We start from the raw sequence: 24,075 nt of genomic DNA, 5'->3' as shown, positions 1-24,075 counted from the left end.
ACAGCAGATCTCCCTGGCGCGATACGTTCCCAGCGAGGACGAACGCACGAAGAAAACCGACGAGGAAAGAGGGAGAAGCCCGATTCGCTCCAGCCAGGCGCGGACCCACGCTCGTCGCCAAACCCGGCAAATCACTCGTGGAGGAAAGCGAGGCGCGCATGAGCGACACAACCGTCATGAAGGTCTCCTCCGGCCGCTCTCCGACAGGCCAGATGGGACAAAAATACCTGGCCTCCGGGATCCAGGTCTCGATGCGGCTCTGGGAACGCGAGCCGCCAGGCGACGCCAAACAGCCGACCGCGCGGGATTACGAGACCGTAGGGTTCGTCATCGCTGGACGGGCCGAGCTGCTCATCGAGGGGCAGATGGTGCGCCTCGAGCCAGGCGACTCCTGGACGGTCCCCAGGGGGGCGTCGCACGCCTACAAGATCATCGAGCCGTTCACCGCCGTGGAGGCGACCAGCCCGCCCGCCGGCGTCCACGGGCGGGACGAGACCGGGGCGACGCCCTCTGGCAAGACCTGAGACCACGACGCGGCGGTCTCGCCCCCGGGAAGCCCGAGCTCACCCGGACCTCACAGCGCGGTGCCAGCGCCGGACGCGGACTTCTCCCTGTCCTGCGCCCCCTTGGCGCGCCCCGCCGGCTGCGGCTCGGCGGCGCTGCGCCCCGCGGACTTCTTGTCGTCCGCTCCGCCCGCCGCCGGCCTCTTCTCGCCCTCGGCGGCCTTCTTCTCCTCCCGCCTCGCTCCGGCCAGGTCGCCCGCGCCCGCCTCCCGCGCGCCGCCGGGCTTCCCCTCGCCCGCGCCCGCCTCGACGGGCGCCACGGGCGTCAGCAGCACCGCCGGCTTCACCGGCTCGGCCACCGCCTTGTCGCCGTCGTCCACCGCGCCCGCGGCCTGAGCCGACGCCACGCGGACCTCATCCTCGCGCGGCTCGACCGGCGCCGGTTCGTCCGGCCGCGAGGCCGGCACGTACACCACCAGCCGATCCCCGGGCATCAGCGGGCTCCGCCGCGAGCGCTGGTTGATCCGCTCCAGGCTGCCGACGCTGAGGCCGTACCGGCTCGCGATCTTGCTGAACGAATCCCCCTCTCGCACCGCGATCTCGATGCGCTTCCGCCCCTTCAGCCCCTCGAAGTGCGTGAAGAACTCCTCCGAGCCGACCTCGATGACGCGCGCGCCGCCCTCGTCGAGCAAGAACACGCCGTCGTGGCGCTGCGACCTCGGGACGAACAGCTGGAGCGTCATCCCCTCGTGGAGCGACGCCCCAGGCGCCAGCGTGTTCCAGCGGCAGATCTCGTCGGGCGTCACCGAGAGCACCGCCGCCAGATCCCGCAGCGCGTCGCCCGCGACCACCCGATAGAACACCCGCCGGCGCCCCTCGTAGGAGAAGCGCTGCGCCGGGACCACCACGACCGGCTTCCCCTCCGACGACAGCGGCGCGCCGCGCGCGAGCAGGTGCTCGGCCGCCGCCGCCCCGACGCCCTCCGCCGCCGGGACGAACAGCAGCGCCCCGGGGCGCACCGGCTCGCCGGCCCGCAGGCCGTTCAACGTCTGCAGCGTCCACCGCGTCGTCCGCCGGAACGTCGCGATGTCGTCGAGCGACTCGCCCCAGCGGACCAGGTAACGCTCGAGCTTCGGCTCGCGCTCCAGGAGCTTCGGCATCGACTTCGCCGCGCGCGCCCCCGCGCCCGCCGGCACCCGGACCTCCCAGCGCGCCTGCTCCTTCGCGTCCACCGGCGACGGCGGCGTGCGCTTCGCCACGAGCTGCGGGTTGAGCGCCTCGATCTCCGGCGCCGCCGCGCCCGAGGCCGCCGCCACCGCCTGCAGCGACACCCCGGAGCCCAGCGAGATCTTGTCGAACGTCACCGCCGGATCGAGCTCCACGTCGTCGCAGCCGAACACCGCCAGGTTCCGCGCCACGATCGCGATCGCGAGGATCTTCGGCACATAGAGCGCCGTCTCGAGCGGCATCCCCGCCTCGAGCCGCGACAGCTCCCAGAAGTCGTTCGTGTTGTACTTCCGGATCGACGCGAGCAGCCCCCCGTACCCCATGTTGTACGCCGCGAACGCGAGCTCCCAGCCGCCGAAACGCCGCCGCAGATCCGAGAGGTACCGCGCCGCCGCCAAGGTGGATCGTTCTGGATCCAGGCGCTCGTCGACCCAGCGGTCGACGGTGAGGCCATAGATGCGCGCGCCCTCCGGCATGAACTGCCAGAGGCCTGCCGCGCCGGCCGGGGAGTGGATGGTCGGGTCGAAGCCGCTCTCGACGAGCGAGAGCCAGAGCAGATCCTCCGGCAGCCCCTGCTCGCGGAGGACGCGGCGGATGGCGGCGCCGTAGCGGCCGCTCTTCCTGATCCACGTGACCACGGCGGAGCGGCCGCGCGGGTCGTCCTTGTAGTACTCGAGGTAGCGCACCACCCGGCCGTCCCAGCGGACCGGGATCTCGGGCAGCTCGAGCTGGCGCAGCCAGGAGATGTCGCGGGTCTCCTCCGCTTCCGCCGGCGGTGCGGGCAGGCCCGCGGGCGGCAGGCCGGAGACCTCGAGGCGCGGCTCGCCCGCGCCGAGCAGGAGCGTGCCGTCGACAGGCCACGCGGGCCCGGCGCTCGGGGCCGCGCCGGGAAACAGCGCCAGGTCGATCGCGCGCAGCGTGCGGAGCTCGGGCGACTCGCCGGTGCTCGCCCCCGCCGGCGTCGCTGTGCCCGCGATGACCCGCCGCGCCGCCTCGTCCGGCGCGCCGGGCTGCCCCGCCTTGCGCGTGATCTTCGCCGCGCCCTTCTTCGACGGCTTCGATCGCGCAGCGGCCTTCGCCGGCGCCTTGGCCGCGCTCTTCGCGCCGCCCTTCCCGACGGACACGGCCGCCACCCTGACCGGCGCCGGCTTCTCCGCCTTGCCCTCGGCCGACCCGTCCTTCTTCGCGTCGGCCTTCGCGGCCTCAGCCTTCGCGGGCTCCGCCTTCGCGGGCTCAGCCTTCGCGGGCTCGGCCTTCGCCGCGTCGGCCTTCGCCGATTCAGCTTTCGCCGGCTCCGCCTTCGCCGATTCAGCTTTCGCCGGCTCCGCCTTCGCCGCGTCGGCCTTCGCCGCACCGGCCGCAGGCGCCGCTGCCTCCGGAGGAGGCGCCGCAAGGCCGTCGAAAGCGACGCCCGAGAGGGCGGCCAACCAGCCAAGACATACAAGCCTGCGTGCGGCGCGTCGGATCCGCATGTCAGGGACCGACCTGTCTCACGATGCGCCCGAGGGGTCAACTTTGGCAGCCCGCCGGAACCCGGCCCACCGTGGAGCGCCGATCCCGTGGATCAACCGAGAAATGAACCGCCAAGGGCGCCAAGAGCGCCAAGGACGCCAAGATTTTGTGCTCTCTCTTGGCGTGCTCGGCGCTCTTGGCGGTTCAAAATTCTGCCCTGCGCAGGAGGTTTCAATCCGCCTGTTGCTCTGGAGCGGCGGTCACCCGCACAGGAGACGGGCCCAGATCGGCGTTTTCGGCGCGGAAGCGCACTCCTGTGCGCTGAGCACCGAAAACGCCGAGGTGGGCCCGTATCCGAAGCGGGTGACCGCCGCTAGGAGAGTAGCGCGATGAAATCGCCGATCGCCGTGAAGGGCAGGCTCTCGTTCACGACCCCGGCCCGCACCGCAGCCCCGGGCATGCCGTAGACCACCGCCGAGTCCTCGCTCTCGGCCACCACCGTGCCCCCGGCCGCGCGGACCGCCCGCGCGCCGTTCACCCCGTCGTCGCCCATCCCCGTCAGGATGATGCCCACCGCGCGGCTCCCGCCCACCTGCGCCACGCTCCGGAGCAGCCGGTCCGCGCTCGGAACGTACCGATCCCCAGGCGCCGGCGCCCCCACCCGGATCCGGATGTCGCCGCTCAACCCGACCCCGCTGCCCGGCGTCACCGCGATCTCCATGCACATCCTACCCGGGCACACATAGGCCTTGCGGGCCACCACCTGCTCGCCGTTCTGCGCCTCGACCACGCGGAGGCCGCCCTTCCGATCGAGCCGCTCCGCGAACGTGCGGGTGAACTTGTCCGGCATGTGCTGCGCGATGAAGATCGCGCCGGGGAAACGATCCGGGATCCGGTTGAAGATCTCGAGCAGCGCCGTGGGCCCGCCCGTCGACGAGCCGACCGCCACGAGGTGGCGCAGCGAGACGCCGAGCCGCGACGACTCCTGCACCACGCGCGGCGACGCAGGCTGCGCCGGCCGCGCCGGGGCCGGCGCGGCCGGCATCGGAGACCGGGGGCGGAGGTAGCGCACCAGCAGGACCTTCTGGATGATCTCCCGCCGGATCTGCGCGTCCGCCGTGAACTGCCGGTCCGGCTTCGCCACGAAGTCGACGGCGCCCAGCTCGAGCGCCTTGAAGACGTTCTCCTTGTGGCTGTAGCTCGAGACGATGATGACGGGCGTCGGCTGCCTCGCCATCAGGATGCGGAGGAAGGTGAAGCCGTCCATGCGCGGCATCTCGAGATCCAGCGTGATCGCGTCCGGCCGGAGCTGCGCGGCCTGACGGAGCGCGTCGTCGCCGTCACCGGCCTTGCCCACGACCTCGATCTCGTCGCTTCCGCTCAAGATCTCGGCGATGTTGCGCCGGTTGTACGCGGAGTCGTCGACGACGAGCACGCGCAGGGGAGCGAATGTCATGAGCGCAAAACCTTCCGCCGGAGGTTCATTCTACCCCACCCGGAGCGCCATGGGACCAACCGTCGCCTGCGCAGCCTCGACTTCGTTGGCAACTCATCCGCCCTCCTCCCCGCCGCCCCGCTCCGGGCCGCCCCGATCGGGCGAGATCTCCGGGATCCCCAGACGCAGCGTGGCCGCCGGCTTGCGGTACACGAGATCCTCCCGAAGGTGCACGAGCTCGAACGCGGTCGTGACGTTCAGGAGCGACTCGGAGTGGCCCAGCAGGAGGAACCCGCCGGACGAGAGGCGCTCGTAGAAGATGTCGATCACGCGGCGCCGCGACTCCTCGTCCAGGTAGATGAGGACGTTGCGGCAAAAGATGACGTCCACGCGCCCGACCACCGCCGCGCGCGACGAGTCGAGCAGGTTCAGGTGGCCGAACTGGCAGAGCGTCCGCAGCTCGTCCGACACGTGGAACCCGTCCGGGCGCTCCACGAAGTAGCGCCGCTTGAGCTCGGGCGGCGTCACGCGGAACGACGAGGCGCCGTACACCCCCCTGCGCGCCGCGATCACGCAGCGGCGGGAGATGTCGCTGCCGAAGATGCGGACCTCGCGGCGCTCCGCGGCGCCCGACTCCCGCGCGGCGATCGCGATCGAGTAGACCTCCTCGCCCGTCGAGCAGCCCGCGCTCCAGATGGACAGCCGGCCCCTGGCGCCCCCCGCCTTGACGATCATGGGCACGAGCTCGGTCATGAGCGCGCGCAGCTGGTAGTCCTCGCGGAAGAAGTACGTCTCGTTGACGGTGATGAGCTCGATCGCCTCGTCGAGCTCGGCGCGCCCGCGGCTGTGGAAGCGCAGGTACTCGTGGTACTGCGCGAACGACGAGAGCCCGAGCTCGACGACCCGCTCGCGCAGCCGGCGCTCCATCGACGTGCGCGCCTCGGGCCCGAACTGGAGCCCGCAGTGCTTGTTGAACAGGTCACGCAGCCTCTGGAACTCGTCAGGCAAGAGGCGGATCTCGTCGTCCCGCCGCCGGTTCACAGCACCTTCCCCGACGGCGGCCCCCCGGTCACCCCCGAGGGGGACGCCGGGCCCTCACCGCCGTCGATCGCCACGGGCGCGCTGTGCCGCTCCGCGGCGTCGCTCCAGGGAGGATCCGAGCGGAACGGCGCGCCCCCCTGCGCCGCGGCCGCGATGAGATCGGGCTCCCCCGACGCGCGCACCAGCCCGAGCAGCTCGCGCGCGCGCGCCCGCTCGTCGCTCGCGCGGTCCGAGAGCGACGCGTACAGGCGGCCCAGCGCGCGCGCCGCGGCGAGCCGGACCTCGCGCTCCTCGTCGGCCAGGGACAGGCTCAGCACGTCGAGCGCAGAGACGCCCGCCGCCGCCGCGATCGCGGTCACGGCCGCGCGGCGCGCGCGCACGTCCCCCGCCGACGCGGCGCTCGTGAGGAACGCGATCTCCTCCGGCTCCGCGTCGCCGAGCGCCTCGATCACGATCGCCGCCGCGAGCTGGGTGTCCTCCGCCAGCGCGAGCCCGCGCGCGAGCTCGCGCGCCGTCCCGGGGTAGCGCTCCGTGAGCCCCGCGAGCGCGCTCTCCGCCGCGCGCGCCACCGGCAGCGAGATCGCGCGCGTCTGCGACACGATGAGCGGGAAGTCGACCGCGGCCCCGATCTTCGCGAGCCCGTAGAGCGCGCTGGTCGCCACGAGCGTCGAGGGGCTCCGGACCGACCGCCGCACCGCGCCGAGCAGCTCGGCGAGCGTCGCGTCGATGGCGGGCCGCTCGCCCCCCAGCGCGCCCTCGCGCCCGCCCTGCTCCGCGATCGCCACGGCGCCGTCGAGGAGCGCGGCCGTCGCGTCGTCGACGCCCTCCCAGAGATCCGGGTCGGGATCGATGTGGCGCTCGAGGTAGGACAGCACCGAGGGCAGCGCCTCCGCGCCGAGCAGCCCCAGCGCGCGCTGCGCCGTCTCGACGAGCGCGGGCTCGATCATCGCCTGCACCGCGGCGTCGGCCGCGCCCGGGGCGCGCGCCATCGCCGCGAGCAAGAGCGCCTGGGCGCGCCCGCTCACCGGATCCGCGCCGAAGCCGCGCCACGACGGGGGCTCCGCGCCGCCCGAGCCCGGCGCGGCGGAGGCGGCCTGCACGAGGCGGGCGCCCACCTCGGGCGGCGCCGCCCGGAGCGCGTCCACCGCGTGCGACGCGAGCGGCCCCTCGGCGAGCCGCGCGAGCGCCCGGACGAGCTGCGCGAACGCGCCGCCCCGCGCCGTCGCGAGCGCCGCGCAGAGCGCCCGCGGCGCCTCCGGGCTCTCCGCGAGCGCCGCGGCGACCAGCGCCGCCGGCCGGAGGATCGGGTCGTCGATGAGCGACGAGAGCACCCGCCACGGCACCGGCGCCTCGAGCCCGTTCAGCCCGTTCAGCGAGGTCAGCCGCACGAAGCGATCCCGGTCGGCGAGCCGCTCGTACAGGATGTCCGTCACCCGCTCGCGCGCGATGAGCCCCATCCCGGCGATCGCCTCGATCGCGCTCTGGCGCAGGTTGTCGTCCTGCTCGGCGAGCGCCGCGTAGAGCGGGTCGAGCGCCGCCGGGTCGCGCGTGCGGCCGAGCGCGTCGACGACGAGCTTGCGCTCGTCCCCCGCGAGCGCGCCGAGCGCGTCGACGAGCGCCGGCGTGGCGTCGCGGCCGCAGTAGCCGAGCACCTCGATGGCCGCGTTCCTGAGGCCGACGTCCTCGCTCTTCTGAAGCGCGTCGAGCAGCGCCGCGACGAGGAGCTGCGGGGCGGACGGCCGCTCGCCCTCCGCGCCGGCGCCGGGTGAGGCCGGCCGCTCCCCCTCGCCGGCCTGCGCCGCCGCGGAGGCGGGCGCGGCCTGGATCAGCCGGTGGCAGGCGTAGGTCGCCTCCTTGCGGACGCGCCAGTCGGGATCCCCGAGCGCGCGGAGCAGGAGCGGCAACGCCTCGACGACGTCGGCCCTGCCGAGCCGCGCGGCCGCCTGGCGGCGCTCCTCGGCGTCGTCCGCCGAGAGCGCCGCGGCGATCGCCGCGATCGGCATCGGCGAGCTCCGCACGCTGGGCGAGATGGACTCGGGCTCGGCCGGCCAGGAGCCCGCGTCGCCCGCGCGCGAGGCCTCGAACGGACCCAGATCGTCGAACGCGCGGCTCACGGCGCCTCCAGGAGGGCGCCCGACGCGGCGAGCGCGAGGGCGAGCTCGATGAAGCGCCCGACGTCGAGCACGAAGATCATCCGCTCGTCGTGGGTCGTCACCCCCGTGATGCCGCGCAGATCGCTGCTGCCGCCCACCGGCGGCGTCGGCCGGTAATCGCCGCTCGTCCCGAAGACCTCCGTCACCGCGTCGACCACGAGCCCCACCGTGTGCGTCCCCACGTCGACAAGGATCCACTTGGTGGTGCGGGTCGGCTCGACCGGAGGCAGCCCGAAGCGCACGCGGAGCTCGATGACCGGCACCACCTCGCCGCGGTGGTTCGCGACGCCGGCGACCTCGGGGGGCGTGTGCGGCAGCGTGGTCACTTCGAGCGGATTCACGATTTCGCGGACCCGCGTGATGTCGATCGCGTAGTGGACGTCGCCGACCACAAAGCCGACGAGGCTCTTCTGCGGGTCGGGACGGCTGCGCTCTCCAGTCAACGGCATCTGAGCCTCCGAGCGCCCGGGCTCTACGAGCCGCCCGGGCGCGGACGAAATCGTCCGTTAGGACGCGAGTATGGCCTGCAGGTCGAGCAGGATGATGACGCGCGGCTGCGCCTCGCCCTGGGTGCCATCCGACGCGCTCGCCCCGTGCATGGGCCGGGCGATGCCGGCGATGTAGCCCGCCACGTCCCCCCCGAGCGCCGTCGCGGCGTGCTCGATCTCGGCGTCGGCGAGCCGGTAGACCTGCTGGACCTCGTCGACGAAGAGGCCGAGCGTCTCGCCGTTCGCCGCGTCGACGAGCAGGATGCGCGCCCGCCGCTGCGCCGCGCTCTCGTGCAGCCGCATCCGCCGCCGCAGATCGATGACGGTGACGAGCTGCCCGCGCACGCTGACGATGCCCATCGTCGAGTCCGGCGCGCGCGGCACCGGGGTGAGCGGGGGCGGCTTCAGGATCTCGCGCACGAGCGAGACGGGCGCGGCGTAGGTGTCGCCCGCGAGGGTGAACGCGAGGTACTCGGTCCGCGGGCCGCTCGCCTGCGCGCGCGAGTTCCGCTTCGAGACCGGTATCCGGGCGGGCCTTCGGGTGAGGTTAGCCATGGGTGCTCCGCGGATCGCTGCGCTGCCGGTCCCCGCCGTGGAGGATCTCCTCGATGAGCGCGGGAGCGTCGAGGACGAGCGCGATGCGCTGGTCGCCGAGCTCGGTGGCGCCGGAGAAGCCGCGCACCGAGGAGAGCGACGGGCCGAGCGCCTTGATCACGACGTCCTGCTGCCCGATGAGCGTGCTCACGACGAGGCCCAGCCTGCGCGCGCCGACCGACGCCACGACGATGTACTTGCGCTTGCTGCCCCCCTGGAGCCCGAGCGTCGCGCGGCCGTCGCCCCGGCGCCCGCCGCCGACCGCGGCGCGCGCCGCCGAGCCGCCGCGCGCGCCGCCGAGCAGGCCGGCGATGCGCGCGCTGAGCTCCTCCTCCTCGTTCAGGCCGAAGAGCCGCGCCAGGTAGCAGAGCTGGAGCGTGCTGTTGCGCAGCGTGATCATCTCGCGGCCGTCGATCTGGCGCACCGTGGCCTCGTCGAGCGCGACCGCCTCCTGCACGTTGGTCAGCGGGATCGCGAACAGCCGGTCGGCGACCCGGACGATGAGCGCGCTGATGATCGCGAGCGTGATCGGCAGCGTGACCGTCATCTTGGTGCCGATGCCGGGCTCGCTGTGCACGTCGATGACGCCGCCGAGCTTGCTGATGTTCGTCTTCACGACGTCCATCCCGACGCCGCGCCCCGAGATCTCGCTGACGTCGGTCTTGGTCGAGATGCCCGGCTGGAAGATGAGGTTCAGCACCTCGCGGTAGCTCGTGGTCCGCGCGTCCTCCTGGGTCATGACGCCGCGGCGCAGGGCGGCGTCGAGCAGCTTGTCGACGTCGATGCCCTTGCCGTCGTCCTCGATCTCGATGACGACGTGGTTGCCCTTCTGGAAGGCGTTCAGCGCGATCGTGCCGACCGCCGGCTTGCCCACCGCCTCGCGCATGCTCTTCGACTCGATGCCGTGGTCGATGGCGTTGCGCATCATGTGCATGAGCGGGTCGCTGAGCTCCTCGACGATGAGCTTGTCGACCTCGGTCTCGGCGCCCGTGATGACGAGGTTCACGAGCTTGTCGGCGTCGCGGCTGATCTGGCGGACGACGCGCGCGAGCTTGTCGAAGACCTGCCCGAGCGGGACCATCCGGACCTCGAGGATGCCCGCCTGCATCTGGGCGAGGTGCCGGTCGAACGTGCGCTGGAGCCTGTGGAGGTCGAGCGAGAGCTCGCGCTCGGTGGGCGCCGCGCGGAGCCGCTCGACGAGGCGGCCGAGCGCGGAGCGGACGAGGGCGAGCTCGCCGACGATGTTCATCAGCCGGTCGAGCTTGTGGATGTCGACCCGCACCGTCTGCGCGACGGAGCGGATGGAGCTGAGCTCCCCCTTGCGGTTGCCGCGCGCGCTCGACGGCGGGCTCGCCGCCGATATCGAGCCGGTCAGGTCGACGGCCCGCGACACGCCGGTCGGCGCGCCGCCCCGGAGCGCCGCGGACATCGACGGCATGCCCGGCGGGGCGACCCGCCCGTGGCCGTTGTTGTTGCGCCGCGGGATCTCCTCGACGGCGGCGCCGGCCTGGTGCAGCGCGCGCTGGAGCTCCTCGAGCGGCGCGCGCGAGGCCATCAGGATGTCGAGCTCGATCGAGTCCTGGTCCGCGCCCGCGCCGGTCGGCAGGTAGGTGATGATCTCGCCGTACGGCTTCGCGGTGATCTTCAGGTCGTCGAGGGCCTGATCGATCGTGGCGAGGTGGAACTGCACGCGGAGCCGGAACAGGGTCATCCCGCTCGCGATGTTCGTGCGCAGCCGGTGCTCCTCGTACTCGGTGAGCACGGAGAGCAGCCCCGGATCGAGGTCGTAGTTGTCGTCGGGGAGGCCTGCCGCGCTCGGGCCCGCGTCCTGGTGCAGCTGGCGCAGGAGGTCGTCGACCTCGGGCATCGGCGCGTCGCGCCCGTCCTTCTCGTTCTGGAGGATGCGCCCGTAGAGCTCGACGCTGCGGAACAGGAGATCGAGGACCGACGCGCTGACCTCGATGCGCCCGAGGCGGAGGTTGTCGAGCAGCTCCTCGAGCTCGTGCGAGAGGGTGGCCATCCGGGTCGCGCCGAAGAGCCCGGCGAGCCCCTTCAGGGTGTGCACGGCGCGGAAGACGTCGTTGATGACGTCGGGGTCGACCTTGTTGGTCCGCACCGCCTCGTCGAGCGCGAGGAGGTCGCGCCCGAGCCCCTCGACGATCTCCTGCGCCTCCGAGAAGAACTCTTCGCGCGCCCGATCGCCGCTGTCGACCATCAGCCGCCGCCTCCCTCGCCGGAGCCGGGCTGCTTGGTGCGGGCCGCGGGCTCCTCCGCGCGCGGGGAGGCAGCGGAAGCGCGATCGTCGGCGCCGGCGGCGCCGTCAGCGGACGGGGAGGCGCCGGCCTGCGGCGCCCCGGCCCGCGCCTCGAGGCTCGCGACCACCGCGTCGCGCAGGGCCTCGGGCGTGAACGGCTTCGGGAGGAAGCGGTCGGCGCCGAGGCGGAGCCCGCGCTGGATGTCTCGCTCGGTCGCCTGCGTGGAGATGATGAGGATCGCGACGTGCCGGTAGCGGTCGCTCTGCCGGACGAAGCGGATCACCTCGAGCCCGTTGATGTCGGGCATGTTGATGTCGGTGATCACGAGATCGAACGCGCCGCGCGGCAGGAGCCGGAGCGCGTCGAAGCCGTTCACGGCCTCCACGATGTCGACGTCGCCCGCGAGCCCCAGCACGCGGTCCTCCAGCGTCGAGCGGATGTACGCTCGCATTGCCGGCGAGTCCTCGACGATCAGGATGCGTGCCATGCGGCGACAGGGTAACGGAAATCGGCCCGGGGAGACCAACTCGCTGAGCGTCCGGAGGCGACGCGCGGGGTCTTCGAGGCGCGCGGGCCTATGTACGGCGGTCTCCCTCCCGGAGTAAACCAGCGCGAGCGCCTCCCTGCACGATCGGCGAGGCGGCCGCGCGGGCGGCGCTTCGTCCGGAGCCGCGCGCGGCGCGGCCAGCCACCAGGTGGGGGGGGCCGCCCCCCGGCCGGCGCGGCCGTGCCCGCCCGGCGGGGCGGCCGCGGGGAGGGGCCGCCTGCGGCAGCGAATTGACATCGCGGCGTCCGATGCGCGCTAATCGCGCGCGTGAAAATCCTCCTTTGTTCTCCAGCGTTCCGGATCCTGCTCGCTGCCCTGTTCGCTCTGTCGAGCGTGGCGTGCGGCGGCGGGCTGCGGGTGACCCGGATCAACTCCGCCCAGAAGAAGCCGAACAACGTCTGGGTGTTCTTCAGCGTCGACGCCGGCGAGGACGAGCCGGTGGGCGGCCTCACGGCCGAGGACTTCGAGATCTACGAGGACGACGAGATCGTCTCGAAGTTCGAGAGCAAGCAGACCATCCAGAACCCCGAGGTCGCGGCGGTCATGTACACGATGCTGCTCGTCGACATGAGCGGCAGCATCACCGAGTCGGGTCAGGCCGACGCCCTCGTCGACGCCGCGCAGTCGTTCAGCGATCGGGTGGGCAAGAGCCAGAAGGTCGGCGTCTACGCGTTCGACGGCGAGGTAAAAATCCACTCGGTGGTGCCGTTCACCGAGGCGCAGGGCTCGGTCGAGGGCGGGCTCGAGGGGCTCCGGAGCTACAAGCCGAAGGACACGTCGACGAACCTCCACGGCGGCGTGATGGAGGGCATCCGGGAGCTCAAGAAGCAGCTCGACAAGGACCGGCGTCCCCTCAAGTTCGGCACGCTCGTCGTCTTCTCGGACGGCACCGATCGCGCGAACCGCGTGAGCCGGGAGGACATGCTGAACGAGCTCAAGAAGGAAGAGTACGAGAACTACCAGATCTTCGTCGTCGGCGTCGGCGCCGAGATCGAGAAGGCGCGGCTCGACGAGATCGGGCGCGACGGGACCGAGCTCGCGGCGGACCAGGCGAAGGTCAAGGAGTCGTTCGACAAGATCGCGGCGAAGATCGAGGCGCACATGAAGCGCTTCTACCTGCTCTCGTACTGCACCCCGGCGCGCGCGGGGGAGCACGAGGTGGAGATCAAGGCGATCCGGAAGGATCCCTCGGCCTCGGGGTCGCTGTCGTGGAAGTTCAACGCCGACGGGTTCGGGCCGCCGCCGGAGTGCGATCCCAACACCCCGCCGTCGTTCGAGCTGAAGGCGACCGTGCCCGCGGACGACGACGGCGGCGGAGCGGGCGGGAAGGCGAGCTTCAAGGCGAACGCCAACGTGAAGGTCGAAGCGAAGTGAGGCGCGCCGCGGCCGCTCGAGGCGGCCGCGACGCCGTCCCAGCGGCTCGCCGCGCCCCGCGGCGGGCCTGCTCGAGTGGCTGATGCGCAGCAAAGCATTCCCCTGCTCCGCGATGCCGCCCCTCCGCCCCGCGCGGCTCCTCTCGCTCGCCGTGGCGGCGCTCGTCTCGGCGGCCGGGCCCGCGCCGATCGCGGCGCAGCCGAGCCCCGCCGAGCAGGCGAGCGAGGACCTCTCCGCGGCCCACGAGCGCTGGAGAGCGGCCGTGGAGAGGGACGATCTGGCCGGGGGCGCCGCCCTCGCCGACAGGTACTTTGCGCTGCTGGAGGGCACCTCCGAGGTCGACGACGAGCTCGCGCATTTCTACCTCGGCTACGGCGACTACGCGCGCGCCGAAGCGCTGCTGGTGCGGGGGCTGACGCGCGAGCAGCCCTCCTTCAACGACGAAGGGATGCTCTATACCCGGCTCGCCAACGTCTACCTGGACCTCGGGGACCTCCAGAGCGCCGAGGAGCTCCTGAAGCGAGCCCAGCCGCTCCTCCAGGGCTGGGGCGAGTTCTATGCCGTCGATTCGCTCGCGCGGCTGTACCTGGAGCAACGCGCGCTGCGCTCCTTCGCGGAGACGCTCGACACGATGCGCTCGTTCCTCCGCAAGGCCGGCGACGGCGCGCCGTGGGTCTACTCGCTCCCGGATCTGCGCGCCGCGCAGCTCTGCCTGCGGCGCGGGCAGGTCGAGGAGGCCGAGCGGCGCCTCCTCGACCTGCGCCCGCGGATCGAGCCCGGGCTCCCGGCGCAGAGCGCGGTGCGCGCCGATCTGCTGGAGGAGCTCGGCGTGCTCTTCACGCGCAAAGGCGATCCCGCGGCGGAGGCGCTGCTCCTCCAGGCGCTGGTGATCCGCGAGCGGGTCTTCGCGCCGGATCACCCGGCCATCGTCCGCGTGCTGGGGCACCTCGCGAACCTGTACGTCGCGCAGGGCCGGACCGCCGTCGCCGTGCGGACGCGCGAGCGGGCCGCCGGCCTCCAGGACCGGAGCGCCCGGGCCAACCTGGCGAGGGGCTCCGAGCGGCAGAAGCGCCTGTACATGGGCCTCGTCCAGCGCGACACCGACGCGACCCTCTCGCTGCACCTCCGGGATGCCCCGCGCGACCAGGCCGCGGCGCGGCTCGCCCTGCGGTCGATCCTCCGGCGCAAGGGGCTCGCGCTCGACGCCATCGCCGAGAGCTTCGCGGCGCTGCGGCAGAGCCTCGACGCCGAGGGCCGGGCGCTCCTCGGCGCCCTCACGCAGCTCGACGCCAGGCTGTCCACCGCGATCACCCGCGGCCCGATCGACGTCCCCGCCGAGGAGCACCAGCGCGAGGTGCAGCAGCTCGAGTCCGAGCGCCAGCGGCTCGAGTTCCAGCTCGCCGCGCGGACGCGCGCCGCGCGCCCGGCGGACGCGACGCGGCCGCCGATCACCGTCGAGGGCGTGCAGGCGGCGATCCCCGACGGGGCGGCGCTCGTCGAGATCGTCCAGTACCGGCCCCACGACCCGTTCGGGCCGCCGGTGAGGCCCACGTGGGGCAAGCCTCGCTACGCGGCCTATGTCGTCGGGCGGCGCGGGGACGTCACGGGGGTCGATCTCGGCGACGCCGCCGCCATCGACGCGGCCGCCGCGGAGCTCTCGCGGGACCTCTCGAACCCGGAGCGAGACCCCCGGGCGCGCGCGCGTCACCTGGATGCGCTCGTGATGCAGCCGATCCGGGGCGCCCTCGGCCCCGCGCGCTGGCTCCTCCTCAGCCCGGACGGCGCGCTGAACCTCGTGCCGTTCGCCGCCCTCGTCGACGAGGAGGGCCGCTATCTCATCGAGGGCGCGTCGTTCACCTACCTGACGAGCGGGCGCGATCTGCTGCGCGCCGCCGGCGCCGCGGCGCCGCGTGGAGGCGTGCTGGTCATCGCCGATCCCGCGTTCGGCAGCCTCTCGGAGCTCGCGCCGGACGACGGCGCCACGCGCGGCCTGCGCTCCGCCGAGCTGGCCGGGGCGCGCTTCCCGCCCCTGCCGGGCACGGAGCGCGAGGCGGAGGCGGTGCGCAGCGCGCTGGCCAGCGCGACGGTCCTGACCGGCCCGTCGGCCACCGAGGAGGCCCTCAAGCGGGCGCAGCGGCCGCGCGTGCTGCACATCGCGACGCACGGCTTCTTCCTGCCGGACCAGGGCTCCCTGGCCGATCCGGCGAACACCCGCGGCGCCGCGCTCGAGGGCCCCGCCTTTCGCGAGAACCCGCTCCTGCGCTCGGGCCTGGCGCTGGCCGGGGCCAACGCGCGGCGGAGCAGCTCGGACGAGGACGACGGCATCCTGACCGCGCTCGAGATCTCCTCGCTGGACCTCCACGGGACCCAGCTCGTCGTGCTCTCGGCCTGCGAGACCGGCCTCGGCGAGGTGCCGCGCGGCGACGGGGTCTACGGGCTCCGCCGCGCGCTGCTCCTCGCCGGGGCGGAGACGCAGGTGATGAGCCTGTGGAAGGTCGGCGATCTGGCGACGCGGGATCTCATGACGTCGTACTACGCGGCGCTCGCGCGCGGCGGAGGGCGCAGCGAGGCGCTGCGGTCGGCGCAGCTCCAGATCCGGCGCGAGCGCCCGCACCCGCACGCGTGGGCCGGCTTCATCACCTCCGGCGAGGGCGCCGCGCTCGACGGCAGGCAGGTCGCGCCGGCCTTTCCGCGCGCGGCGGCGAGCCCGCGCGGGTGCGCCTGCGTGGCCGGCGCGGGCGGCCCGGGCGCTCCGCCCGCGCTCGCCGCGCTCGCCGCGGCGCTCGTCCTGGCCGCGCGGAAGCGCTGGCCCCGCAGGGCTGGGAATTGGTAGACGTGTCGGCGCTGGAGCCCACCCATCGCGGGCTCGTGGAGGTCTGCATGCGTCGATCGGCGATCGTTCTGGTGCTCCCCGTCCTGACCTGGATGCTCTCTGCCTGCGGAGGCGCGCAGGCGCCCGAGCAGCCCGCCGCCAAGGAAGGCGAGGCCGAGATCTGCCCCACGGGCGATCCCAGCGCGCAGCCCTGCCCGGAGGGCTGCGTGTGGGACGAGAAGGTCCAGAAGTGCAACAAGGACCGCGGCATCATCGTGCACTACAACCCCGGCGCGGCGGCCCCCAAGCCGGCGAAGTGATCATCCCCCGTCGAGCCGCGCCGAGAGCTCCGGCAGGAGGCCTCGCAAGAGGCCGATGACGCGCGGGCTCGACGCGCGCACCTCCCCGACGAGCCGCCGGCGCGCCTGCGCGGCTCCGGCGCCCTCCTTCGCGGCCCCCGCAGCCCTGGTACGGACCGGTGGCCTGGGTAACGGTTCAGACCGGGAGCCTGGGTAGCACCCGGACGGACCGGGGGCTTCGGTGACACATGTCGTAGAGGACCGGCGACGGAGGAGCGCCGGTGCCCTGGAAAGAGACATGTTCAGTGGACGAGAGACTTCAGTTCATCGCGCAGGTCAACGAGTCGGACGAGACGTTTGCGGAGCTGTGCCGGCGGTTCGGCATCAGCCGGAAGACGGGGTACAAGTGGGTGGAGCGCTACGAGCAGGCCGGACCTCGCGGCCTGGAAGAGCGGCGGCCCGTGGCGCACACGTTCCCGCATGCGACGCCAGCGGCGCTCGTCAACGCGCTGATCGAGCTGCGGAAGGAGCGCCCCACGTGGGGGCCGAAGAAGCTGCGTGCACGGCTGGAGAGCCTGGGCGTCGAGGGGCTGCCAGCGACGAGCACCATCGGCGAGCTGCTCAAGAAGCACGGATTGATCCGGCCCCGTCGCCGCCGCGTGGTGACGCCGCCGTCAGCGATGCCGTCGACGCTGGCTCCGGCCGAGCAGCCTAATGACACGTGGTGCGCCGATTTCAAGGGCCACTTCGCGCTCGGCGACAAGACGCGCTGCCACCCGCTGACGTTGACGGACCAGGCATCGCGGTACTTGCTCAAGTGCGAGGGCGTGGCGAAGCCGGACGACGCCTCGGTGCGGCCGCACTTCGAGCGCGCGTTCCACGAGTTCGGGCTGCCGAACCGTATCCGCTCGGACAACGGCCCGCCGTTCGCCACGCTGGGTATCGGAGGGCTCTCGGCGCTGTCGGTGAGCTGGATCAAGCTCGGCGTGGTTCCCGAGCGCATCGAGCCCGGCAAACCGCAGCAGAACGGCCGTCACGAGCGCATGCACAAGACGCTGAAGGCGGAGGCGACCTCGCCGCCCGAAGCGACGCTTGCGGCGCAGCAGCGCGTCTTCGACCGCTTCCGGCACGAGTACAACGACCAGCGGCCCCACGAGGCACTCGGGCAGAGAACGCCGGCTTCGCGCTACACGCCCTCGCGACGGACGATGCCAAGCAAGCCCTCCTCGCCGGAGTATCCGGACACGATGGCCGTGCGACGTATCGGCGACACGGGACAGCTGCAGTTCGGGGGCGGGCAGAGCTTCGTTTCCAAGCTGATCGCGCGCGAGCCGGTAGGGCTGCTTCCGCTCGCAGACGATGTCTGGGAGCTGTACTACGGCCCGGTTCTGCTCGCGCAGGTCACCCTGAAGAACAAGGAGCTGCAGCTCGTCAAGGCACGGTGACCTGCGCGCTCGCACGCCAGACCGTGAGGAGAGGCTCGCGTGCACCGAGACCGCGGGGAGCGGTTCGTGTATAGATCCTGGCGATCCGAGAGAGCGAGGCAAGCCTGTCGCGTCGATGAGGATCCGGTCCCTGTTTCCAGCCCTCCCGGAGCAGGGGCCTGTAGCTCAGGAAAGTGTCACCGCGGCTCCCGGTCAGAAGTGTTACCAGGGCTCCGCTCGTACACCTCCTGCGCGGCCACGGCGGCCCTCCTGCGCGGCTCCGGCGCCCTCCTGCGCGGCCAAGGCGACCCTCCTGCGCGGCTCCGCTCGTACACTGCGCGGCCAAGGCGACCCTCCTGCACGGCCACGGCGACCCTCCTGCGCGGCTCCGGCGCCCTCCTGCGCGACCCCCGCGGCGCTCCTGCGCACCCACGGCGACCCTCCTGCGCGGCTCCGGCGCCCTCCTGCACGGCCGCGGCGGCCCTCCTGCGCGGCTCCGACGCCCTCCTGCGCGGCCGCGGCGGCCCTCCTTCGCACCCACATTGGCGTTCCATCGTACAATTTTTCAGCTCCTGTGCTTCTCCGCCGCCCTCCTGCGCAACTCAATTCGTGTCCCATCGTACAATCGCGCGACTCCTGCTCGGTGGGCGGCTGGAGCGAACGCGCGACGGTGATGTCTTTGTCCACGCTCTCAAGCCGCCTTGACGGAGGCGACCCGTTGATCTCTTCTGCTGTGTCAGCGAGATCTGCCACGAGAGTGCATGTATGCAACAACCGATGACCCGGGGCTCTCTGATTCTCAATGCGGCAGCCTACTCGGACGTGCTGTGTGACGAGGCTGGGGTCAGCCGGGTTCGTCACGGGCTCTCTCAGGAGCTCAGGAGGGCGCTGGCCACGATGTCCAGCAGCGCGTGGTACCCTCGCGCCTACTACGTCGAGGTGCTGCGCGGCATCGTCCAGGTCCACAACGAGCCATCGCAGAGCTACCTGGACGTCGTGAGGTGCGGCCGGACGGTCTTCGAGAAGGAAGCGAACACCTTGATGAAGCTGCTTCTCAGGGTGATGAACGCTCGGCTCTTCCTCCGAAAGTTCCCCGACTTCTGGGCGCAGGATATGGTCGGCGGGACGCTGCGGGTGGATTGCTCGCAGCTCGAGCGAAACGAGGCGACGCTGCTCGTCACCGAGGTCGCAGGGTTCGAGCACCTCGGACCGCTGTGCGTCGGCTTCGCCGGCCGCGCGCTGGAGCAGGTGACCGGCAAGCAGGTCGACGCGACCCAGACGGGCTGGTCGTTCGACGAGCCAGACGCGGATGAGGTCACGTTGCGCTTCTCGTGGTGAGCGCGCCGAGGCGCCGGAATGAGTTGGATGGCGTCGTCCAGCTCTCGTCGGAAGACGGCGCCAAGCCCAGACCGCTGCTCCTCGTATCAGCGGAAGGTCCCGAGGGCTTCGGCGCGGAGGACAACGCGGCTCACGGCTCGTCGGTGGTCATCTCGGCACGGACGTCGTCCCAGGGGACACCGATGGGGCCTTCGAGTTCGAGGCGATCAAGGCGGCGGCCAAGCTCAGCACGGAGCTCGGAGCTCAGAGGCAGGTCGTCCGAAGAAAGGCTTCGCCAGAGGTCATCGATCAAATCCAGCTTCTCGTCTGCGGTGAGCTTGGAGAGGTCGAGCGCGGGCTTGCCCATGGGCGTATCCTGCATCCGAAAGGGCTGGCAACGCCAGCACACGCGAGCATGGGCGGGCGTCGAGGGCTCCGCCGTCCGTCTTCCCGTTCCCGCGCGTGGCGCCGGCCCCTGAGCTCGGCGGGTGCGGGCCGCCGCTGCGGCCCAACGGCTATGCGATGTGCTGCTGGGCGCGGTGCCGAGGTACGAGGCACCGGGCACGGTCAGCACCATTGCATTGATGGGTCGCACGGTCTTGGCTCTTCGCCCGGCGTCTGCCCTGCACGGGCTTCGCTTTCAGTCCTGCCTGGCCGGGGCACCGTGCCGAGCGCCGCGAGGCACAGGCGCACCGTCGCACTACGCTCCAATGACGGCCCCACGGGCGCTCTGCGAAGGGTCCAGGACGCTCGATCATTCGATGAGAAGGAACTGCTGCCGCACCGACGCCATGTCGGGTTTGTCAAGGATCGCGGTAATCCTCTCCAGGTGATAGAGGTCGACGGGGACCGGAACTGCGCTCTGCCGGAGTTCCGCCTTCTCGGCGTTTGACAGTTCCTGGTTGGTGACAAACGCAAACCCGGCCGCGCCATTCTTGGCAACGCCGCCCAAGTCGTCCAAGAACTTCTTCTTGATGGTCGTGAACTTCTGCTGTCCCCTGGGAAAGTATACAGCCATAATCCAGCTCTCGCCATCCTTGGTGCAGGACGCGTCCATGCCGCCGTCCGGACCACCGAGCGGGTGGCTCGGATCGAGGTCGCGGTAGCCCTCGCTGAGAAGAATCTGCGCCGCAAGTCGCTCCGACGGCGCCTGCCCGTTCGTCCATTCTCTCAAGCGGTGCCAGGTCTCATCCCATCGCGCACGCGTCACCGCGGGAGGTGGAAACAGCTTCCTGCAGTGGTCCCGCATCCGCTTCTCGTACGCCGCAGCCCGTTCAATGGCGGTTGTTACGTGGCCGCGAAACAGTTCCACAAAGACCCAGCCCGCAGAGGCATTCTCCGGCTCATAAACTCCCTTAGAATGAACGTATCGCTGAACTGTGCTCAGGAACCGCTCAGCGTGGGGACGCACCATGTCATCCCATTCACTGTCGGCAACGGTTGAAGGATAAAGATCGGCAAAGAGCGGCTCAAACACATCTGGAAAATCTGCGAGATCCGGATGGTTCTTAAGTAAGTTTTCCAGGTTCTTTACGATTGAGATGTATGATGCATTCAGCTCCACGTCGAGCGCCGAGACCCAATTCGCCATGGAGACCACGGATTCGAGCATCTTGTAGTACGCTTGGGCGAACAACATGAGAACTATGAGACCGGAATTTCTCCGATCTCCTTCCGGCATCTGCGTGTAGCCGTCGGCCGTCATCTCTGGTTCGGGGGTCGTTGCTTCGGACTTCATCTCGCCGTCTTGGATCTGTTCAGTACGACGTAGGTTGATTGCAGGCTACAGGATCGCGCCCTCGGGTGCAAAGCAGAGCCAGCTCTATCAGCGCCCGCCGGCCGCAGCAGGGGCCACGGAGGAGGCCACGGTCGCGGCGCTCCCTTATGATCAGGCACGGGCACGGGCACCGTTGAAGCCATCCTCATGCAGCGACGTCTCTCGCCCGTGCCCAGGCCCCGCGGGCACGCGAAGGGGGCGCACGGGCGGCCTCAACCCCGAGGCCACGACGCCCGCGGACCCGCCGAGGGACTCGCGATTGGCCGGGTGCCCCTGGCTGGCATGACGGCTCGCGGGATCGGCGAGCGGCTTGCGGATAGCAGGGCGCCCCCTTCCACGACGCCGCGCCGGCCCAACGATCTGGGCTTGTGCTGCGGGGCGCCGTGCCGACGCGAGGAGGCTCGGCGTAGCGTCAGCACCAAGCCCTTGTTGGGCAGCAACAGCTCGGCTCGATCGCTGCGTCACGAGAGCGCCTTTCGGATGGCGTCCATCTGCCCCTGGTTGTAGAGCGCTCGAAGAGTCCGCTTTTTGTAGGCGTTGGGGTGTGGCAACCAGATCACCAGCCTGCGTCGTCCGCACCATTCTTTGGGGGTGACTGCCGGCGCTCGCGCTACGCGGAGCGCGTTCGCCGCCGTGTCGCCCAGTACCACGACTACGTCGGCGCGGGAGAGCCTCAGAATCGGCTCGAAGTGCCGCGTGATGCACTCTGTGGCGGCGTCGGGAACGCCGTACTCGCTATTCGATTTGCAGTGGACGACTTCGGTCAACGCGAAGGAGCGCCCCGGCACGATGGTGGGGGGCGCGACGCCGTAGCATTCGGCAGCCCTGTTGCGAATCTGCGACCAGAACTGCACTCGCTTGCCGCTGGTGCCGTCGCGGAGCAGATTCTTCGGAAATGCCGATGGAAACCCCTGGACGTAGTAGTCGATCACCTTCGCACCAGGCGCCGTGGCCGTAGGACAGTCGTCTGCGGGATTCAGCGCGGGGTTCGATGATACGAATAGCAGCCGGGCACTCTCGATGTCCCCTCTCCACGGCTCCGGAACTTGGAAGTCGGCAGAGGGGACGCCGCCTTGCGCAGACACGATCTTCGCGCACGTTGGGGCCGGAGCGCTCGGTGGATTGCCGACAGGACACCGAGCGACTTGCAGGAGAACCAGGTTTCTGCTGCTCATGATTTTTCGACGCCGCCTCGGCTTGGGCCCAGTTCAACTACGTTACGCTGCCCAACGCCCTGCGGCTCAACCGCCGCGCGGAGCGCGGTCGGTTGCAGCTGCTTGTTAGGCGCCTTGGCCATGCTCACTGGAAACCTACTACAAGCCCATACGCGCCTTCAATTGGTTCGCTAGCCGGAGGAACAATTCATCCGCCTCGGCGATCTTCTCGTAGTAGCCGGAGTTCACTCCCTGGCAATTTCGTAGGCCACCTATGGGCATACCGTAATCCTGCGCAAGCGGAGCCAGGCCATGAAATGCCGGAACTTCACCGAGCTTATTGGAAGGATAATTCGGTGCCAATGCCGGGTTGTCCACCCTCAAAGGACTGATCAAATCTCTCGTTACTCGCGGGGCAATACGAGCCTCCCATTCCGCAAAAGGCTTCGTAGATCTTCCGCGATAGATGTTAAAATGTTGCGTAACATACCCCACAAACGCGGGCGTTCCAGGAAGTAGTGTCACGTCATCAACATCCGTGACCAATCCGGCAATGGTGCTCCAGTCGCGAACCCACGACGATACCGTGCGTCCGACGGTCTTAAGCGCACGCAGCGAAAACAGATCGCAGCCGACGGGCACACAATAGTGATCACAGCCGAGCAAAACGGAGCGATTCAAGCTTCCAACGCTCGGCCCCACGTCGTACATGATGAGCTGTGCATCCACCGATTCAGCAGTCGCCTGAGCCGAGCGAAAGATCGCCGACATCAGATCAATGGCAGTAGCGTCGCGTGAAAAGGACTCTCTCCAAGCAGTCGAGAGCCGATCCTCAAAGCCACCGAGAAGGACATCGCCCGGCAGCAGCGCAACGTTAGGTCCGACGTCGTAGGTCGCAACAGCGCGCACTTCGCCACGTCCACGAACATACTTCGCGATCCCCGACCAGATGGTTCCACCTTCTTCCGGATCGACAGATTCATCAAGCAGGCTGTCCACGGCATCTTCCGGTAGATAGAATGCCGTTGCGTTGCACTGTGGATCCGCGTCTACTAGTAGTGTCTTTACGCCAAGCTGACCGAAAGCGCGAGCGATGTTGACGGTGAGGGTCGTCTTGCCGACTCCACCCTTGTGATTAAACAGCGCGATTGACGTCACCATGCCATATTCCTCCGTGCGTCGTGAGCCCTATTCGCCTACGCGAACCGTGTCACGATGTCAACGACTGGGGCGAATTCGTTGCGTGCTTATAGGAACGGATCGTGAACGACGTGGTCTTTCCGTCTTCCGAGACCACGGTCGGCCCAATCGATTGCGCAGCGGACGTAAATGAACTCACGTCAAAGCACGCGCCTAACGTCGCAATCAGCTGTGATGCGCGACATATCTACGCATTTCCCCATGTAGGCCGCGAACCATGGCACCCTATCTCCATATTCCCGAGGATACGTCGCGGCTCGTCATGGCCTATCTCCATGATCCTGCAGATAGGCTGTGACCTTCCGCGGCCTATCCCCGTCATCCCGCAGATCGGCCGCCGCTGCGTAACTACGTATTCCCGTTGCTAGATCTCGGACGGCGACGGCGCGTCGTCGCGCAAGATTCGCGCCGACGGCCGCGTACCCCGGGCGACCAGAGCCCGGTCGACCGTGGCGCGGCGGCACGAGAAGGAGCTCGCGGCTGGTCGCGGCGAGGTCGACCTGCCCCACGCTCTCCGAGCGAAAATGCCAGGAGCAGCCACCAGCCTCGCCTGGCGATACCTCTTCCCCGCCTCTCGCCCTTGCACCGATCCAGCGACCGGCCGACAGGTCCTCTACCACCTGCACGAATCGGCCGTGCAAAGGACCGTGCACGATGCCGGACGCGGACCGCCGCCTCAGCGTGGAGCGCCTTGAGCTCCGACCCCGCCCTGTCGTGCCGCCCCCACGCATCGTGGAAAGGTAGCGTACCTGACGGTTGCCCCGCCTTGTCAAGGAGGCCAACGGGAGATCGTGCGAGCTCCGCACCGGACGACGACGCTCGAGATCACCGCAGCGCTTGCGCTCCCAAGGCCGACGGTGGCCACGCGGATCCCCCTCACCGGCCGCCTCGTCGCCCGCTCCCTCCCCCGCCGGCGGAGGTGGCCGCGATGATCCGCGCCGAGCAGAGCGCCTCCGCGAAGGCGCTCGCGGAGCTCCCCGCCGGGGCGGCGGCGCGCCGCCCCGGGACGACACCACGGGGCTC

The 24,075-nt window shown here is 70.7% G+C and carries 18 protein-coding genes; 6 read left to right on the top strand and 12 right to left on the bottom strand.

All coding sequences use genetic code 11. The annotated features are described in order from the left end of the window. Positions 1-158 precede the first annotated feature (158 nt). Entirely contained in the window at positions 159-524 is a 366-nt protein-coding gene (locus tag WMF27_RS08100) for a cupin domain-containing protein (RefSeq protein ID WP_437769492.1), read from the top strand. Between the two features lie 50 nt (positions 525-574). Here the strand turns inward: WMF27_RS08100 and WMF27_RS08095 are convergent, their stop codons facing one another. The 8 genes from WMF27_RS08095 to WMF27_RS08060 form a co-directional block, all read right to left on the bottom strand. Further along, complete coding sequence (locus WMF27_RS08095) at positions 575-3,157, bottom strand: transglycosylase SLT domain-containing protein (protein ID WP_437769493.1); 2,583 nt, start codon at positions 3,155-3,157, stop codon at positions 575-577. A gap of 398 nt (positions 3,158-3,555) precedes the next feature. Further along, a complete protein-coding gene (gene cheB / locus WMF27_RS08090) occupies positions 3,556-4,638 on the bottom strand; it encodes a chemotaxis-specific protein-glutamate methyltransferase CheB (RefSeq protein WP_437769494.1) in 1,083 nt (360 codons plus the stop codon). A gap of 93 nt (positions 4,639-4,731) precedes the next feature. Next, on the bottom strand, positions 4,732-5,658 hold the full coding sequence (locus tag WMF27_RS08085) for a CheR family methyltransferase (protein WP_437769495.1): 927 nt from the start codon (positions 5,656-5,658) through the stop codon (positions 4,732-4,734). Further along, positions 5,655-7,772: a HEAT repeat domain-containing protein gene (locus WMF27_RS08080; protein ID WP_437769496.1), complete on the bottom strand. Its 2,118-nt coding sequence runs from the start codon at positions 7,770-7,772 to the stop codon at positions 5,655-5,657. Before WMF27_RS08080 ends, WMF27_RS08085 begins: the two co-directional genes overlap by 4 nt. Next, complete coding sequence (locus tag WMF27_RS08075; RefSeq protein WP_437769497.1) at positions 7,769-8,260, bottom strand: chemotaxis protein CheW; 492 nt, start codon at positions 8,258-8,260, stop codon at positions 7,769-7,771. The genes WMF27_RS08080 and WMF27_RS08075 overlap by 4 nt, the downstream gene beginning before the upstream one ends. A 57-nt stretch (positions 8,261-8,317) precedes the next feature. Beyond that, positions 8,318-8,854 (bottom strand): chemotaxis protein CheW, encoded by a 537-nt coding sequence (locus WMF27_RS08070; RefSeq protein WP_012234230.1) that lies wholly within the window; start codon positions 8,852-8,854, stop codon positions 8,318-8,320. Beyond that, positions 8,847-11,108, bottom strand: coding sequence for a chemotaxis protein CheA (locus WMF27_RS08065; RefSeq protein ID WP_437769498.1), 2,262 nt, complete (start codon positions 11,106-11,108; stop codon positions 8,847-8,849). Before WMF27_RS08065 ends, WMF27_RS08070 begins: the two co-directional genes overlap by 8 nt. Further along, positions 11,108-11,635, bottom strand: coding sequence for a response regulator (locus WMF27_RS08060; protein ID WP_437769499.1), 528 nt, complete (start codon positions 11,633-11,635; stop codon positions 11,108-11,110). The genes WMF27_RS08065 and WMF27_RS08060 overlap by 1 nt, the downstream gene beginning before the upstream one ends. A 327-nt stretch (positions 11,636-11,962) precedes the next feature. Between WMF27_RS08060 and WMF27_RS08055 the strand changes: the two genes are divergently transcribed. From WMF27_RS08055 to WMF27_RS08035, 5 genes are all read left to right on the top strand, one after another. Continuing rightward, positions 11,963-13,069, top strand: coding sequence for a VWA domain-containing protein (locus WMF27_RS08055; protein ID WP_437769500.1), 1,107 nt, complete (start codon positions 11,963-11,965; stop codon positions 13,067-13,069). 82 nt (positions 13,070-13,151) lie between these two features. Further along, positions 13,152-15,902 carry a CHAT domain-containing protein gene (locus WMF27_RS08050; protein ID WP_437769501.1) on the top strand — a complete coding sequence of 917 codons (2,751 nt, stop codon included), beginning with the start codon at positions 13,152-13,154 and terminating at the stop codon, positions 15,900-15,902. A 47-nt stretch (positions 15,903-15,949) separates the two neighbouring features. After that, positions 15,950-16,201 carry a hypothetical protein gene (locus tag WMF27_RS08045; protein WP_437769502.1) on the top strand — a complete coding sequence of 84 codons (252 nt, stop codon included), beginning with the start codon at positions 15,950-15,952 and terminating at the stop codon, positions 16,199-16,201. A gap of 260 nt (positions 16,202-16,461) precedes the next feature. After that, entirely contained in the window at positions 16,462-17,625 is a 1,164-nt protein-coding gene (locus WMF27_RS08040) for an integrase core domain-containing protein (protein ID WP_437764580.1), read from the top strand. A gap of 876 nt (positions 17,626-18,501) precedes the next feature. Beyond that, a complete protein-coding gene (locus WMF27_RS08035; protein WP_437769503.1) occupies positions 18,502-18,942 on the top strand; it encodes a hypothetical protein in 441 nt (146 codons plus the stop codon). Between the two features lie 130 nt (positions 18,943-19,072). Here WMF27_RS08035 and WMF27_RS08030 read toward each other — a convergent pair whose 3' ends face one another. The 4 genes from WMF27_RS08030 to WMF27_RS08015 all read right to left on the bottom strand — a co-directional run bounded on the left by WMF27_RS08030 (position 19,073) and on the right by WMF27_RS08015 (position 23,013). Continuing rightward, positions 19,073-19,288 (bottom strand): addiction module protein, encoded by a 216-nt coding sequence (locus WMF27_RS08030; RefSeq protein ID WP_437769504.1) that lies wholly within the window; start codon positions 19,286-19,288, stop codon positions 19,073-19,075. A 387-nt stretch (positions 19,289-19,675) separates the two neighbouring features. Next, positions 19,676-20,659, bottom strand: a complete 984-nt coding sequence (locus WMF27_RS08025) for a hypothetical protein (RefSeq protein WP_437769505.1) — start codon at positions 20,657-20,659, stop codon at positions 19,676-19,678. Positions 20,660-21,159: 500 nt separating this feature from the next. Further along, positions 21,160-21,630, bottom strand: a complete 471-nt coding sequence (locus WMF27_RS08020; protein ID WP_437769506.1) for a hypothetical protein — start codon at positions 21,628-21,630, stop codon at positions 21,160-21,162. A gap of 381 nt (positions 21,631-22,011) precedes the next feature. Beyond that, positions 22,012-23,013 (bottom strand): ParA family protein, encoded by a 1,002-nt coding sequence (locus WMF27_RS08015; protein ID WP_437769507.1) that lies wholly within the window; start codon positions 23,011-23,013, stop codon positions 22,012-22,014. Positions 23,014-24,075: the final 1,062 nt, after the last annotated feature.

The organism is Sorangium sp. So ce281, from assembly GCF_051527395.1.
Taxonomy (GTDB): domain Bacteria; phylum Myxococcota_A; class Polyangia; order Polyangiales; family Polyangiaceae; genus Sorangium; species Sorangium cellulosum_B.
Note: the sequence above shows the minus strand (reverse complement) of the source record. Positions and strands in the feature narration are given on the sequence as shown.